Origin of the sequence: Salinisphaera sp. T31B1, from assembly GCF_040361275.1 — a bacterium.
Classification (GTDB): Bacteria; Pseudomonadota; Gammaproteobacteria; order Nevskiales; family Salinisphaeraceae; genus Salinisphaera.
In genome coordinates, this window is the sequence record NZ_APNH01000002.1 from 800,557 (window position 1) to 816,812 (window position 16,256).

The 16,256-nt window shown below is 63.0% G+C and carries 13 protein-coding genes; all 13 read right to left on the minus strand.

The genetic code is table 11. The features are described from left to right. Positions 1-1,230 carry a TIGR04063 family PEP-CTERM/XrtA system glycosyltransferase gene (locus T31B1_RS10550; RefSeq protein WP_353249430.1) on the minus strand — a complete coding sequence of 410 codons (1,230 nt, stop codon included), beginning with the start codon at positions 1,228-1,230 and terminating at the stop codon, positions 1-3. Next, entirely contained in the window at positions 1,227-2,456 is a 1,230-nt protein-coding gene (locus T31B1_RS10555) for a glycosyltransferase family 4 protein (RefSeq protein WP_353249431.1), read from the minus strand. Before T31B1_RS10555 ends, T31B1_RS10550 begins: the two co-directional genes overlap by 4 nt. Further along, positions 2,453-3,478 (minus strand): sulfotransferase family protein, encoded by a 1,026-nt coding sequence (locus tag T31B1_RS10560; protein ID WP_353249432.1) that lies wholly within the window; start codon positions 3,476-3,478, stop codon positions 2,453-2,455. Before T31B1_RS10560 ends, T31B1_RS10555 begins: the two co-directional genes overlap by 4 nt. Then, positions 3,471-5,420, minus strand: coding sequence for an XrtA/PEP-CTERM system amidotransferase (locus tag T31B1_RS10565; protein WP_353249433.1), 1,950 nt, complete (start codon positions 5,418-5,420; stop codon positions 3,471-3,473). Before T31B1_RS10565 ends, T31B1_RS10560 begins: the two co-directional genes overlap by 8 nt. Continuing rightward, complete coding sequence (locus T31B1_RS10570; RefSeq protein WP_353249434.1) at positions 5,408-6,544, minus strand: glycosyltransferase; 1,137 nt, start codon at positions 6,542-6,544, stop codon at positions 5,408-5,410. The genes T31B1_RS10565 and T31B1_RS10570 overlap by 13 nt, the downstream gene beginning before the upstream one ends. After that, a complete protein-coding gene (xrtA, locus tag T31B1_RS10575) occupies positions 6,541-7,581 on the minus strand; it encodes an exosortase A (RefSeq protein WP_353249435.1) in 1,041 nt (346 codons plus the stop codon). The genes T31B1_RS10570 and xrtA overlap by 4 nt, the downstream gene beginning before the upstream one ends. Then, positions 7,578-8,807 carry a TIGR03087 family PEP-CTERM/XrtA system glycosyltransferase gene (locus tag T31B1_RS10580; protein ID WP_353249436.1) on the minus strand — a complete coding sequence of 410 codons (1,230 nt, stop codon included), beginning with the start codon at positions 8,805-8,807 and terminating at the stop codon, positions 7,578-7,580. The genes xrtA and T31B1_RS10580 overlap by 4 nt, the downstream gene beginning before the upstream one ends. Positions 8,808-8,811: 4 nt before the next feature. Next, entirely contained in the window at positions 8,812-9,846 is a 1,035-nt protein-coding gene (locus T31B1_RS10585) for a FemAB family XrtA/PEP-CTERM system-associated protein (protein ID WP_353249437.1), read from the minus strand. Next, positions 9,843-10,745 (minus strand): XrtA system polysaccharide deacetylase, encoded by a 903-nt coding sequence (locus T31B1_RS10590; RefSeq protein ID WP_353249438.1) that lies wholly within the window; start codon positions 10,743-10,745, stop codon positions 9,843-9,845. Before T31B1_RS10590 ends, T31B1_RS10585 begins: the two co-directional genes overlap by 4 nt. After that, positions 10,738-11,961, minus strand: a complete 1,224-nt coding sequence (locus T31B1_RS10595) for an AAA family ATPase (RefSeq protein WP_353249439.1) — start codon at positions 11,959-11,961, stop codon at positions 10,738-10,740. Before T31B1_RS10595 ends, T31B1_RS10590 begins: the two co-directional genes overlap by 8 nt. Positions 11,962-11,966: 5 nt before the next feature. After that, positions 11,967-13,769, minus strand: coding sequence for a TIGR03016 family PEP-CTERM system-associated outer membrane protein (locus T31B1_RS10600; RefSeq protein ID WP_353249440.1), 1,803 nt, complete (start codon positions 13,767-13,769; stop codon positions 11,967-11,969). Beyond that, positions 13,762-14,499: a P-loop NTPase family protein gene (locus T31B1_RS10605; protein WP_353249441.1), complete on the minus strand. Its 738-nt coding sequence runs from the start codon at positions 14,497-14,499 to the stop codon at positions 13,762-13,764. Before T31B1_RS10605 ends, T31B1_RS10600 begins: the two co-directional genes overlap by 8 nt. Before the next feature lie 161 nt (positions 14,500-14,660). Further along, positions 14,661-16,226, minus strand: a complete 1,566-nt coding sequence (locus T31B1_RS10610) for an XrtA system polysaccharide chain length determinant (RefSeq protein WP_353249442.1) — start codon at positions 16,224-16,226, stop codon at positions 14,661-14,663. Between the last annotated feature and the right edge of the window lie 30 nt (positions 16,227-16,256).

The following is a 16,256-nucleotide window of genomic DNA, read 5'->3' on the forward strand; positions in this document are numbered from 1 at the left end:
TCAGCCGGGCCGCCGAGCGGCCGTTGTACGAGTCAGCGCGTTATAAACGGTCGCGTAGCGGGCCGCGCTGCCTTGCCAGGTTCGCTCGGATTCAACGAAACGGCGACCGGCTTGACGCACGGCCTCCAGCCCGCGAACCGGCATATCCACCAGCTGGGCGATCTGGGCTGCCAGCGCGGCAGCCGACTCGGGTGCGAAGAGAAATCCGGTGCGGCCGTCATCGATCAGCTCGCGATGCCCACCGACGTCGGAGGCAGCCACCAGTTTGCCCTGGGCCATTGCCTCGAGCGGTTTGAGCGGCGTCACGAGTTCGGTCAGCCGATGGCGCACGCGGGGAAACACGAGCAGATCCATCAATCCGTAGTAACGATCGATCTCATCGTGTGGCACGCGACCGGTGAACACGACGCGCGCCCCTACGCCCAATTCAGCGGCCAGCGATTTCAGGCGGTCGTCCTCGGGACCGCCACCGACCAGCAACAGCTTGATATCGCGCTGGGCCACGCATTCTTCGGCCATTGCGCGGATCGCAATCTCCAAGCCTTCATAGCCGTAGAACGATCCCGCGAAGCCAAGCACGTAGCATCCCTGAACCCCGAGGGCCTGCGCCAGCGCCGCATCGTAGGCCGGGGCATAGGTGAACCGCTCGACATCCACCGCATTGGGAATAACCGTCACCCGCTGAGAGGCGACGCCGCGGGCAACGATATCCCGCCGCAGACCCTCGCAGATGGTCGTAACCGCGTCAGCCCGCTTGAGCACATACGTCTCCAGTGCGCGCGTCGCCCGATAACGCGGCCCTCTTTCAGTATGCGTACCGTGCTCGACGGCTGCATCTTCCCAGAACGCGCGAACTTCATACACCAGCGGCAGGCCGGCCGAGTTCGCCACGCGCAACGCAGCGAGGCCATTCAGCACCGGCGAGTGGGCGTGAATCAGATCGGGCTGCACCGTCGCAACGAGCTCACGCAGCCGCTTTTCTATCGCACGAACGATCAACAGCTCGCCGGCGACCGGCCACTGCGCCAGCCGCCCCGACGGTGACGGCGTGCGGTAAAAATCCCAGCCCTGGGCGCTTTGCTCGAGCAGTTCGCCGCTGTTCTGCTTGGGGCCGGTCATGAGCACCGGTTGCCAGCCTCGCTTGCGCTGCTCGTTGACCAACGCGAGCGTGCGGAACGTATAGCCGCTGTGGAGAGGCGCCGAGTGGTCTAGAACGTGGAGAATCTTCATGGTCGGTGCTCCGTCGCCGTTCCGGCCCGCGTGGACAGAATATCGTCGTATAGGGCGAGTTGGCCGTCGGTCGTCGCTTGCCAGCTGAACTGCTCCGCCCAGGCTCGCCGGTCCGCCCGCCCCGCTGGCGTCAGTTCCTGTTCCTGCAGATCCTCCCAGGCACGCACGACGGCCTCACCTGTACGATCATCGGTCAACCGCCCGGCCAGTCGATCGGTCATGATTTCAGGGATGCCATCCACGGGATTGGCGATGACCGCTAGTCCGCAGGCCAGTGCTTCCAGCAACACGTTCGGCATGCCTTCGGAGCGCGAAGCCAGAATCAGCGCGTCGGCGGCGTTGTAGTATTCGACGAGCGCATCATGCTCGACCGCTCCGACGAATCGTGTGCGCCCAGCTACACCGAGCGATGCGACCTGGCGTTTCAACGCAGCTTCTTCCGGCCCGTCGCCGGCGATGATCAACTCGGCGTCCGGCACCCGTGCCAAGGCGTCGATCGCGACATGCATCCCTTTGCGCTCGATCAGATGACCCACGCACAGCCAGACGGGCCCGTCGAGGCCCAGCCGCTTGCGCCCGGCATCGCGATCGGCCAGGGTGAACCGGCTCAGGTCGACGCCGTTGCGTAGCGTTTGCAGGCGTCGCGGCGCCAGGCCGAGCAAGCGCGCCTTGTCGGCCAGCGATCTCGACACGGTGATCATTCCCTCAACGCCGCGCATCGCCGCTCGAATCTGTCGCCCGGGTATGGACATTTCGGCAATACTGTTCAAATCAGCACCGCGTGCAGTCATCACCACCGGCCGGCCAAAGCGTTGGCCAAGCCGTGAAGCAGCGACGCCATCCGGATAGACATAATGCGCATCGATCAGGTCGAAATCGAACCCGTCCGCTAACAGCGTCTCGAGCGCTGCGACGCCGGCACGCGCAATACTGGCCGGCCCGAGCGTCATGCCGACTTTGGGGACGACAACATAGCGTGGGTGATCGATGCGTATGCCGTGTCGATATTCAACCACGGGCACCCTCGCCTGCCGCGCATAGTGTCCGAAACGCGCGTCACGCGAAAAAAACCATGGGACAGGCGCGATCACCCGGGCCTCCACGCGCCCACTGGCGATCAATTGCCGCAGCCGCTCCTCGACGAACACGCCGTGGCGTGGAAACATGCTGTTCGGATACAGGCTGGTAAAAACCGCCAGCCGGATCGTGCCAACGGCAGTCGTCACGACGCGGACGACTCTGGCGGCTTCATCGCCAGATAGGCTTGCCCCACGTCGCTGCGCGACACGATCGCCATCACGCGCTGGACCGTGTCCGAGTCGAGTTCATCACGCCAACGCCAGGCGGCGACCTCCGGATCCTTGAATACGCTGTAATAATCGGCGCGACTGCGTTGGGTACTGGATGCCACGAAATCTCGGGTCTGATCACTCACTGACAGCCCGGCAAAATCGAACATCGATTGAACCCCCCTCAGAGGATCCCGACAAATGGTTTCATAGTGCACGGGCAGATAACGGTCGCTGCCTGTCAACGCCATATGGACGCGTTCGTTGATCAGCACCCAGTGCCAGGCCAACCGTTCTTCCGGCGTCAAGGCCGATAGCTGTTGCTGGTGGCCGTCGTCAAAGCCGAACCGTTCGCCCACTGGCGTTCCTACAGATCTTCTGGCCACGCCATAAACGAGGCTGTCGGCGGAGTTATCGGTAAAGCTCTTGCTCTGGATACCTCGCCGCACGGATGCGATATAGCCACAGGGATGGCGCAGAATATGGATTCCGCGCGCCTGCTCCAGCATTGCCAGCATCTCGGGCAACCGTCCCAATGACTGAATCGATTTCCATACCAGGAGCCGTTCGGCATCCTGGTCGCCGTTCTGATGTACCAGAATCGGAAACTCGGCATATACGCGGCTGGCCACGCGTGCCAGTTCCGCACTGGCACGCATCAACTGAAATCCGGTCGACGAACCGTAGGCTTTTGCAAACAACGGGCGCTTGCCGGCGACACGCAGCGAACGGAAATCCGGCATCGCCGCTACGAAATCTCGGAGATTGCCCGCGAACTCGGCCCGGCAAACCTGATCCCCCAATGCGGGTAGCGGTCGCCAGGTGTCCGGCTCGTGTCGATAGAGCACATGGGGGTGGCTGTCGAACAGCTTGCCCAGCCAGGTGGTGCCCGAACGCGGCATACCGAACAGCAGTAGAAGTTGACGGCCGTCGACAGGAGATGGGGCGTATTCAGGCATGAACGACTCTCGGCGCATTGCCAGTATCGGTGAACGTCGGGGATTGCCTGCCCATTTCCCTTTCCATGAAACGAGACAGCATAAGCAGAACCCAGAGACTCGCACCGTGGTCGCGTTGGCCCTGGGTGTGCTGTTCCCACAGTCGCGCAAGTGCCGCGGGCTTGAACAGCCCGGATTCGACCAGCGCCCCTTCGGTCAATGCGTGCCGTGCCGTCTCGCGCAGGGGGCCTCTGAACCAATTTGCCAGCGGCACGGAAAACCCCTGCTTCGAGCGATACAGAATGTCGTGCGGCAGGTCCCGCTCGAACGCCTTCTTCAAAACGTACTTGCCCTGGCCTTTGTTGAGTTTATGGCCCGGCGCCAGCGAAGCCGCCCATTCCACGAACTCGTGATCGAGCAGCGGCACGCGTACTTCCAGACCGTGGGCCATGCTCGCGCGATCAACCTTCGTGAGAATACCGCCCGGCAACCAGGTCTTGAAATCGAGATATTGCGCCACGGACAGCGGATGATCGCTGCCTGCAGCCTGCCCATGATGCACAAACAGATCGCGGACGCGGTAGCCACCGAGCTCCTGTTTGAACGCGTCCGAGTACAGCTGTTCGCGTAAATCCTGCGGAATCACCGATACGCTATGGCAGTAGGCTTCGGCGGTATCCATCGCCAGCGACTGAAACGTCGTCTTGGCACGCAGTAGGCGTGGCGCGCGGTCGAGCTTAGGGTACACGCGGCCCAACAGACCAAACAGTGGTTGGCGGATCGCGCTCGGAATCCGCGCCCGAGCGCGCGATTCGTTCAGGTGTAGTCGATAGCGGCGGTAGCCGGCAAAATTTTCGTCTCCACCATCGCCGGACAGAGCCACCTTGACCTGACGTCGTGCAAGCTCGCAGACGCGATACGTAGGCAGCGCCGAACTATCGGCAAACGGCTCGTCGTAGACATCCACGAGCGTGTCGATCAAGCCGAACTCCTGGCTTGCGATCCGGTGCTCGCGATGATCGGTCGCGAATCGGCGTGCCACGGTTCGAGCATGATCGGATTCATCGAACGCCTGATTGTCGAACCCGATCGCACAGGTCTTGACGGGATCGCTCGACGCGCCGGCCATGAGGGAGACCACGGCACTCGAGTCGACGCCTCCGGACAGGAATGCGCCGAGCGGCACGTCGGCCACCAGCCGCATGCGGACAGACTCATCGAGACGGCTGTGAAGCTCTTCGGCCAGCGTCTCCGTGCCGGCGCCCGAGTCATCCGACGGTGGGAATTGCACGTCCCAATACGCCCGCTCTGCAGGACGGCCCTGGCCGGCCTGCCAGGCCAGCGTATGGCCGGCACTGAGCTTGAACGCATTGCGAAAGATCGCATAAGGCTCGGGCACGTAGCCCAGCCCCAGAAACCCTTCAAGCGCGCGTGGCTCGATTTCACGCGTCATTCGGGGATGGGCCATCAACGTCTTGAGCTCGGAACCGAACAGCAGGTCGCCGTCCGGCGTCAGCGCGTAGTAGAGCGGCTTGATGCCCAGGCGATCGCGTGCCAGAAACAGTCGCTGCTCACGGGCATCCCATACGGCAAAGGCAAACATCCCGCGCAGATGCCCGACACAGTCGGGCCCCCAGTGCTGCCAGGCGGCGAGCAACGTGTCCGTATCACAGTGGCCGGGGAAACGGTAGCCGGCCGCTTCGAGTTCGATATTCAGCTGTCGATAATTATAGATCTCACCGTTGTAGACCAGCGTAAAGCGCCCATCGGCACTTCGCATCGGCTGTTCGCCGCTGGTCGGGTCGAGAATCGTCAGCCGGCGATGCGCCAGACCCGCGCCCTCGACCAGGACCAGATCGTGCTGGTCCGGGCCTCGATGCGCCTGAGCGGTGTTCATCGCATCCAGCACGGCGCGATCCGGAATCCGCCCGTCGCCGGTCACGATGCCGGTCAATCCACACATACTGTCTTCCTGTGGCCCTGAATGAGCCGGTCGTAGAGCGTGCAGTAACCGTCGATCATCGCCTCGACGCTGAACCGGGCACAGACATCCTCGCGCGCGGCGTCGCCGAGTTTCACCGCCAGGGTCCGATCGTCGAGCAACCGTCCGACCGCCTTCGCGAGCGCGCCGGCGTCCCGGCTCGGTACCAGCAGGCCGTTACGCTCATGATCGATGAGCTCGGGATTGCCACCGACTGCGGTCGCCACGATGGGGCGCGAGGCGGCCATGGCCTCGAGTACGGTCAACGCGACCCCCTCGGCGATCGATGAACAGACATAGACGTCGAGATCCGCAAGAAAAGCCGGCACGTCGTCGCGACTGCCGTGCAGGAAAACGCGCTCGGAAAGACCCTCGTCGACGATCTTTTGCTCAAGACTCGTACGGGCCGGCCCATCCCCAACAATATGGAGCGTGGCCAGCCGAGCGTTTCGATCGTTCAGCCGAGCGATCGCCTCGATCAGCCGGTCGAAGCCCTTGACCGGATCGAGCCGACCGACGCTACCGATCCGCAGCGCCTCCGACCGCGTGCCGGCACCGCTGGCCACGGCATAGCGCGCTGTATCGATGCCGTTGTAAATGAGTTGTATACGCGAGGCAGGCAGCTTCACATCGTTACGCAACCAGCGAGCCAGATCCTGGGAAACTGGTACGTAGACACTGATCAACGGTGCCATCACGCGGCGCAGCCAACGGTACTTGGCACTGCGGCCTTCGGGGTCCGACACGTCGCGACCGTGTTCGGCGTGCACCACACGCGGCACGCCTGCCAGACGTGCCCAGAACGCCACATCCAGCGCGCCGATATTGTATGTATGAACGACCGCCGGCCGTAATTGCCGCAGCCGTTTACAAAGACGCGCGTAAGCGCGCGGATCCTTGCCGGGCTTCTTGTCGATACTCTCGACGACCACGCCCAACGCCTCCACGCGCGGTGCGAGCTCACCCGTACCACGCAGGCACACGATGCGGTGATCATAGCGCTCGAGCGTTCGGCCGATCAGTGCCAGCGCCACCTGCTCCATGCCGCCGATGCCGAAGCGGTCGAGCACGTGAACAATACGCGGGCGGCCGTCGGCACTACTCATCCCTCGCCATGCCCGTCGAGCCCAGGCGCCGCGTTGGCCGCGACATCGACGCTGCCCAGCGTTGAACCCAATACCGCGGGCACGACCACGATCGCGGCGGCGAACAGCGCGAGCCGCATGATATCCGAGCGCCGCGCGCATCGAGCGCTCGAAGTCGCCGCAGGCGGTCTGGCCGGCGGTTGGTGAAACGGCCAGCCCGCGAAGAAAAGCAGCACCAGCACCGTGCCGAAGAACTGCCATCCGAAGATCGCGTGATCGGTGCCCGAGGCGTACTCGATACCGAAATGCTCGCCGATCAGGATCGTGAAGAACACACGCAGTCCGTTGGCAATGATCGGCACGATCATGGAACTGGCCACGAAGATCAGACGACGCGTCAGACTGGTGAAAAACAGGTGCGCGTAGAGCACACCGAAGGCGGTGGTGGCGACGAAGAACTTCACTCCGCTGCAGGCCTCGGCCACATGCCATTTAGCCGCCGGTGTATCGATGAAGTGCCCTTCCATGAGCACCGGCACATCGGTCAGATGAAGCACGGCAACCGACAGATGCGCGGTGATCGTCTGAAGCGGCACCACCATGAAATTGCCGAACGGAATCGCAAACAGCACGTACCCCATGGGAAACGCCAGTATCCGTGCGACGGGCCAACCGTAGAACACGTAGATCCATACCGGCCAGATGGTAACCGCGGCGATGTGCTGGAACAGGTTGATATCGGCCACCGCACCCACCAGCCACAGCATCGCCAGAGCCAGGGCCGCCCAGAGACCATGCGGTGCCGGCTCGGCATATACGCGAGCAAGCCAGTGCCGACGGCCCCAGACGAGTACCGCGCAGATAGGAAAGATAAGGAAGGCGAACTGAAACGTACCGGTTCGCGACCAGGTTTCCACCAGCGAGAGATAGGTGGGCAGATAGGCAATCAGCCAGAGCAAGCACGTCGCCACAAAGGCGAGATGCAACCCGCTCTGATTGCCCGCCGATTGCGCATCGGACGCCAGAGGCGCGGAAGAAGAGCCGGACCAGGGGTTCATGCACCCTCCTTCACAGACGACTGGGACGTGGACGACGCCCCTTCGACCAGCGACAACAATTCGTCGAAACGCGCCGGCCAGCCATAGTATCGGCTCACATAGCCCCGAGCCGCTGCGGCCGTCTGCGGATTCGATCCAAATCTCGACAGCACCGCATCGGCAAACGCCTGGTGCGGCTCGACCACATCGGCGAACTCGGGTCCGACCGGGCGCAGCCCTGCCGCGGCCTGGGGTGTCATCACCACGGGCAGCCCCATGGCAAAGGCCTCGAGAACCTTGTTTTGAATACCGCGCGCAATTCGCATGGGTGCAACAGCGACATCCGCCGCCGCCAGGTAGGGGCGTACGTCGGCGACCGCGCCGGTCACCTCGATACCGTCCAACTCCGCCAGCGCCCGAACGCGTGCCGCCGGCCGCAGGCCGACAATCGTGAACTGTGCATCAGCGCAGGCCGCGCGTACTCCGGGCCATACCTTCTCGGCAAACCAGCACACCGCATCGACGTTGGCGCCGTAGTCCATTGCTCCGGTGAACACGACTCTCGCCCCATGGCCGGGCGCGCTCAGCCGGTCGAACCCGGCTTCGGCTGAAAAATAGTCGGCGTCGACGCCGTTGGCGATAGCGTGTATGCGTGCCCCGGCCTGTGGAGCGCGATGGCGGAAGAAGTCCGCTTCCGCGTCCGAGACGAAGACGCTGGCATCGAATTCATCCGCCAGCCGTTCCTCGGCGGCCGCTAGCTTGCGTGCCTCCCGGCCGTGCACCCAAGCCATGGGCGCTGTGCCTGTGCGCGCGTACTGCGCCCACTTGTCCGAGTCCACGTCGACGAAATCCAGTACGCGTCGTACATCGGGAACCGACAGCGCATACGGCCCCATCGTGGAAGAAAAGGCGATCACGGCGTCGAGAGAGCGGCGCGCGGCCAGTTGTTTCACCCAGCGGCTCATCCGCGCATCCCGGTAATACGCAAAGCTCAACGCCTCCCGGCGGCGCAGCCCGTTCAGGCTACGCAGACGTGCCCGCATTGGCACGAGCGGTCTAAAGCACGTCTGGTCGCACCATTGCTGGACCGTATCCCGTCCGCTCCAATCGGCCGGGTCGTCGACGAACGTTCCCAGGTGCACGACATACCGTGAGGCCAGCGCACGCAACCAGTGATAGGCGCGGATCTTGTCGCCCTTGTTCGGCGGATAGGGGATCCGGTGACACAGGAAAAGAACTTCGCGCATGGGCCTAGCCAAGATCGCGCGCCAGCCAGGGGCCGATCATGCGTGTCAGCGGGAGCGGCAGTTTTTGCCAGGCCTTGATGAACAACGCATATTTGGGATTGTTCGGACTCAGATCCGGCATCTCGTCGATACCGGCAAGATAATATTCATAGGGCAGCGGCTCGGGTTCGAACCCCCAGTGACGCTTGAAATGATACGGCCCCGTATCGCGCTTGCTACGGCCGAAATCGAACCACTTCACGCCCCGCGCGGCGGCGTGCGACATCAGCGCCCAATACAAGTAATCATTGGCCTTGTGATCGCGCGCATTCGGCCCGGCGCCGGAATAATACGGCAGCACCTGATCGCGGAAATAAAAGCTCAACACGCTGGCCTGCGGTTCCCCGTCACCGATCACCGTCAGGATCTCGCAATCGTCACCGAACACCGATTTCAGGCAATCGAGATAATTACGCGCCACCGGCGGCGTGCCGAGGCTACGCATGTTGTACAGATACAGCGAATACAGGGTGTCCGTGGCCGTATCGAGCCGCCAGTCGAGCCCCGATTTGAGCGCCTTGCGTACCACCGCGCGCTGTTTCCGCGGTATGGCTTTCAGATTGTCCTCGTCGTTATCGGCGATTGTGCGCGCGAAGGTGTAGTACAGATCCTTGCGCGGCCAGTCCTCGTGGCGCGGGCGGCGTTCGCGCGACTCGAGATACTCCACGCCCAGGCGGTCGGCAAGCGTGCACGCATGCTGGTACAGCGCTTCGGCCGCGGCCTGTTCTTTTGCGACGGCGCCCCCGTAAACGCAGAACGGGGTGGAAATCAGCGCATTGGCAAACAGCCGGCTTTTTACATGAACGAGCGGCAGCACGGCCTGCAGCCGGCCATCGCGCCGAGCTTGCAGAAAATAGCAGCGATGGCCAAACGATTGCTCGATCACTTGCTTCCAGCCCGCGCGATGAAAAAAAGTCGCATCGGGCGCGTCGGCGACAAAGGCCTCCCATTCGGCGGTGTTCTGCTCGAGCACCTCGATGCTGTAAGGCATATCGCTCATTGTGCGGCCTCCGCGGCGTGGCCATCACGGTCGCCGACGGGGAAGACACGGTCCATGCGGTCCCAGCGAAAATCGGCCAGCAGACGATGCAGCCGTGGCTCCACGCGGCTGATATTCAGATAGTGACGAACCCGTGTCTTGGCGCTCAGCCCCGGCACGCGCGGTTGCTCCGGATCCACTTCCCAAGGGTGGAAATAGAACACCGCCGGCTGATGATCCCGAGCGTTGACCCGTCGCAAGGCCGCCCGCGTGAGCGTATAGGGATAAAGTCGGAAAAAGCCTCCGCCAGCACAGGGCAGTCGCCGCGACCCGACGGTGACGGTGGTTACCGGGATCTCGAGCAGGCCGCCTGCATGAAAACAAAAGCGCGGCGCCTCCGGCATACCGTAGGCATCATGTACGCCCGGATAGATACTCGAACTATAGGTAAACCCGGCCTCGGCGAGTTCCTCGAGCGCCCACAGATTGCTCGCGCCGATAGAAAAGCTGGCCGCGCGATAGCCTTTCACGGCCGTACCGCCTGTCTGCTCAAGCACGTCCTTCGCCTGGCGGATGTCGGCGCGGAAGGCCGCGCGATCCTGATTGATCACGCGCACGTGGTTCATGCCGTGGCTGGCGAGTTCGTGACCGGCGTCCACCAATCGCCGAACCAACTGCGGATGCCTTTCGGCAATCCAGCCGAGCGTAAAGAACGTCGCACGGATTCCCGCCAGTTCGAACAGCGCCAAAATACGATCCATGGACGCTTCGACACGGCTGGGCAGCCGATCCCACCGTTCGAAGGCCACGTGGGATTCGAACGCCGAGACCTGGAAATACTCCTCCACATCTACGCTCATCGCATTGACCGGCGGATCCGGGAGACGGCCGGTATCGGCAGCACGAAAGCTATCAGTCATAGTATCCCTTGGCCCAGCGGAAATAGCGCTTGAGCGCGGAGTCGTCGTTGCGATCATCGCGGCTCGCCGATGACCAGCTCAACTGGTTTTCGTCGACGCCGGCTGCCGCGGTGGGCGAGTCTGCCAGCGCAGGCTGTGTCGGTTCAGCGCGCTCGGCCTGCGGCGCACTCCCGCGAAGTTCGGAGAACAGACTCTCCAACTGATCCACCCGCAGCAACGCTTCAACCAACCCTCGCTGCTCGGCACCGGCAAGATGCCGCGAAAGCAGCTGTTGTGCCTGTTCGTCGCCGTAGATGTTGCGCAATGCGCGTTCCAGCCCGGCGATCCGATCGGTCAACGCATTCAGGTTCGACGCGGCCGCGCCGCCGCTCGGCGCCGCCACCGCGGTCTCGTCGAGTGCCAATTCGTCGCCCGCGAACTCTTTTTCGAATTCCGCGATGACCGATTCCAGGTCCTCGATCGATAGCGATTGCCGCTCTTCGAGAAAACCGAACAGCAGGAATCGATCCATGATCAGATTGATTCGCCTCGGGATACCGCCTGTCCACTCATGGATACGGCCATAGACGCCCGCCCCGATGGACGGCCGACCAGGCCGCCAGCCCACCTTGCCCAATCGGTGTTCGATATAACCTTCGACCTCGTCACGCTCGAGCGGCTGCAGATGATAGGAGGCCACGATACGCTGGCGTAAATGCGCCATCGACGGCCGTGCGAGCACGCCGCGCAGCTCGGTCTGTCCGATCAGCACAATCTGCACGAGCGCGCGGCCCTGAGCCTGCAGATTAGAGATCACGCGCAGTTCCTCGAGTGCTTCGACGGTACAAGCCTGCGCCTCGTCGACAATCAGCAAAGAGCCCTGGGTCGTCGCCAGGCGTGCGACCAGTGCGTCGAGCAATTCGTATTTCGAACGGCCCTTGTAGGCCACGCCGAATGCGCCGGCGACCGCCGGAAGCACAGCCTCGCCATCGATGTTGGCCATGGCCACGCGCGCCACGCTGCCCTGACGGTAGTTCTGCTGAGCCAGCATGGTCTGCAATAGCAACGTCTTGCCGGTACCGACATCGCCGCTGATCACAACGAACCCCTCGCGCCGTTCCATGCCGTAGATCAGATAGGACAGCGCCCGGGTGTGATTGCGGCTTTCGAAGACCAGCCGCGGATCGGGCATCAACTGGAACGGACGCGCGTTCAGCGCGTAGAAACGCTCGTACATTCGAATCAGAAGCTTTTCTGGAACTGAATGGCGATACGGTTCTCGTGGTATTCGGACGTTCCATCACGCCAGCTATGGGCATACCCGATCGCCGCCTGCGAGGAGCGGCTCAGCGCGCGCTCAAGCGCGACACCGGCATCGTAGCTGTCATAGCCACGAAAATCCCCGTTGCCGTCTCGTGTCTGCCAGCTCGCCTGAGGCGTCAGCGCCATCCGCGGGGTGAAGTCGTAGCGGGTCCGGATATCCACGCCCTGGTAGGTTTCGTTGTCGTCGTCGACCTGCTGATACTCACGTTTCTGGCGAAAACCGGTGATGGTTGTCGTCGTCAGCGCCGAATTGAAATCCACGGCTGCCGACCAGGACTTCTGGACGAACACGCCGCGGTCGAACAACGAGGTCGTTGGTCCACCCGCGCCGTTGAAGCCGCCCAGACCGCCCCCGCCACCGATCGCACCGGCGCCGTTGAGTGTGTTCAGACCTTGGGTGGTCGGCTCTTCGCGATATTCGATACGTGCATCCATCACGCGGCCAGTGCGGCGCGCGCTCAGTGAATAGGTCGAACCGTAAAACCGATGGCCGTATCGGGCTTCCAGCGAGTTGCGCGCCGAAGTCCATCGGATACCGGCGTTCCAGAACGGTTCGGAATAACGGTCAATGGAACCGTCCGGATTGCTGTAGTCGTTTTCGACCCCGCCTTCACCGAGCAAGCGGATGGATTGAGTTACCTGGTAGCCGAGTTCGAGCGATGCACGATCGAAATATGTCGTTCGAGACGGATCGCTGCCGTCGCTGGTGAACGTGTCGCCGCCATCGAGCTGGTTATCCCGGAAAAAGCGCGCCTGATTTCCGCCTGTCCGTTCCACCCGCTGGGTGACAACATTACCCCGCCAGCTAAGCGGCTCGGCGGTGTCGGGACTCACGACATTCAGATACACCGCGTTGACAGTGGATTCCGGCACATCGGCATCGCCATAGACAGAACGGCCATAGCGGTACCGGAGCAGCGCCTGACCGACCGGACCGAGGGACTGATTGACATAAGGGCTGATATTGCTGACCCACGCAGACGTCTTGTTGCGGTTCGGGCTCAGCGAGTTCGATTGCGCATAACCGAACCCCGGGTCAACGACGGTCTGCCCGTAACGCGTATCGGCATCGAGATAGACGCGATTTTCGATCAGCGAAAGCGTGGTCTTGCCGCTGATGTCGTTATACACATCGTTGTAGCGGCTGTTGTTGGCATAGACCAGCCCCTGCAGCTGATACGACAGCTCGCCACGTACACGCCCGGTGCTCGAGCAGGCATCGATCCGAGGGGCCACCGACGTTACAAAGTCGCTCATCGCGCGATCGCCGGGGTCACGGTTGAGGTTGTCCGTATAGGTTTCCGACGCCGCGACCGACGCCTGTACATAGCGCCCGCGCGAGCCTACCGGCGATGGGGCATAGCGTAGCGGCGTGGCAATCGACCCGCCTCCGAACGCGTTGTAGGACAGATCGGAGGTCGCACACCCCTGGCCGAAGCCGGGTTGGAACGACAGTCCGCTCATGCCGGCGAGCGAGTCGCGAATCGCGCTGGCAAGTCCCGAAGCCTCGTCCTCGCTGTCGCCGCTCGCCGTGGCCGATCCGGTACCGGTGGACATGCTGCCCGGCGAAGCGGACTCGGCAGACGCGCCGCCGGCGGCAGAACCCACCCCACCGTCGTCCTGTGACCAGGCCGCCATGGGCATGGCCAGCACGATGACCGGCCCGGCCGTGGCCAGCCAACGGGACGGCCGGATCAAGCGACGACGCTGCAGATTACGCATGAGGATTGCCTTCCGTCTGATAGACACCGTAGTACCCATCATAGTCGTCGCCGAAGCCCTTGCGGCTCTGGTTGAGTACCAGACTGATTTCTGCGTTGCTCGGTTCGATGAGCGACAACGCCGCGTCCACGGCCCGGCGCTCGGTCCGCCCGGCGCGCACGACCATTACGATCTGCCCCATGTTGAGCGCAAGCGCTTGCGATTCGGCCGTGGCGAGCAACGGCGACGAATCGAACACCACGATCCGGGACGGATCGCTCGATAATTCCTTGGCGAGTCCCTCCATCCGCCGGCTGGACAGCCGCTCAGCCGACTGGCCGTCGCGGCGCCCGGCGGGCAGCACGGACAGGTGCGGTATATCGGTGGCGACGATGAAGTCTTCCGGCACGCGTTGCTCGTCGGCCAGCAGTTCCATAAGGCCCGGGCGATCGTTGAGACCCAACGCCCGACTGATACCGGGCTTGATCACGTCGCCGTCGACCAGCAAGACGCTGTGGTCCAGTTCCGCGGCCAGGCTCAAGGCGAGGTTCATGGACGTAAACGTCTTACCGTCACCCGGATGCGCACTGGTTACCATGAGCCGGTTGAAACTCGCCTGCGACCCACGACCGGGCGCGGCCTCGCGAGTCAACGTCGCCAATATCGGGCGCTTGATACGCTGGAACTCGCGTGCGATGGCCGCCTCCATGGATCGCGGCGCCAGCAGGCCGGCGCGCCTGAGGCGCGCCATATCGATCTGTCCATCTGATTGGGCGCGCCCGTTCCCGGCCGGAGCGGCAGGCCGATCCGGCGGGCGCGCCGCCGATGCCGGCTGACCATCATCCGCAGACATCGGCCGGGTGGGCGAACCGTCGCGGCGACGTAGGCGCTCTGCAGCTTTCTCGACCAGACTCACAGGAATTGACCACTGACGAAATTCGGCACGAGATTCACTCCGATCGGCGCGAACAATACCGCGCCGACATAGCCGACAAGCAACGTGCCGAAACAGATCACGAACAACACCAGACCACTGTGCCGTTGCGCACGCTGGCCCACCGACCACGCCATACTCACCGAGCCCAGCACCGGCAAACCTGTGGCATCGGTGAGCGCCCGCCGGTTGATATACACCGGCCGGATCTGGCTGAGGAAGAACGCAAAGGCGGCACCGGCCGCGAGCGCGCCGAACAACGCCATGGTCATCAGCACGGTTCGCTGCGGGCCGGACGGCTCGGCAGGCCGTTCCGGCGGGTCGATGACGCGAAATTTCAGCGGATCATTCGCCTGACCCACATCCGTGGATAGGCGCGCCGAGTACAGCCGCGTCAACAGTTTCTGATACTGATCCTGCGTGGCCTGATAGTTACGCGACAATTCGGCTAGCTGGGCCTGCGCGTCGGTCATATCGTCGGCACCGGCCTTGAGTTCGTCGAGCTGGGATTTCTTACGCTCGATGGCCGACGACAATGTGCTGATCTGTGCACTGGCGTCGGCGATCTGAGCAGCAACTCCGCCGCCCGAACCACCGGTCGTGGTTTCGATCTGGCTCGGGTTGGCACGTAGATTCGCCAGCGTACTGGCTCGCTCCTGGCGAAGCCTTTCCAGGTCGCGTCGCGCACTGATCACATCGGGATGCTGGTCGGTGTATTTGCCCAGCAACTGCTGCACTTGCTGCTGGCGTTGGGCGATCTGCGAATCGATCGATCGAACCTGACTGCTGTTCTCGGCCGATACACGGGTCGGCCCGCCGGTACCACCCGCCTGCAGACTCGCCCTTCGCTGCTGGGCCATCGTCAGCTGGTCCTGGAGGCTTGCGATCTCGGCGTTGGCGTTGCGTACGCGAGTCGCGTAATCGCTGGCGCCGGGCATGAACTCTGCGTTGTCCTTCTTGAAATCGGCCAGCTGTCGCTCGATATCCTGTAGCCGCTGCTTGTACTTGTCGACTTCGTTGGAGAGAAACGCCGTGGCCTGAGTCGAGTCCGTCGAGTTGCGCCCTTCACCGATCGCCATGTTGGTCATCACGTTGATCACCTGCTGGACGACAGCCTGGGCGGTTTGTGGATCCCGGCTCACGTAGTTGATCGTATAAAGATCGGTCTTGCCGCCCGTCGCACGCAGGTTGATGCGCTGACGCAGGCCATCCAGCAGCGCCTGCTCCTCTTCTGGCCCGGTCGCGTTCAGGTCTAGGCCGGTGCGCCGCGCGATTTCCGACAGGTTCGGCCGACTCAGCACAGTCTGAATCAGCAGGTCGACCTGGCTGGAAGCGTTCGGCAATACCGCCATGCCGCTAAGCAACGGACCGATCGCCGACTTTGTATCGATGTGTACACGCGCCTGTGAGCGATACTCATTGGGCAGGCTGTACACGAACAGCCAGCCGACTATGGCGATCGCCCATGCCACGGCCAGCGCAACCCAGCGGAATCGCCAGACGTTGCGTATCTGATCGAGTACGAGACCTAGTAATTCCTGCATGGCGTTTGCCGTTGTGACGTGAGCCGGAAA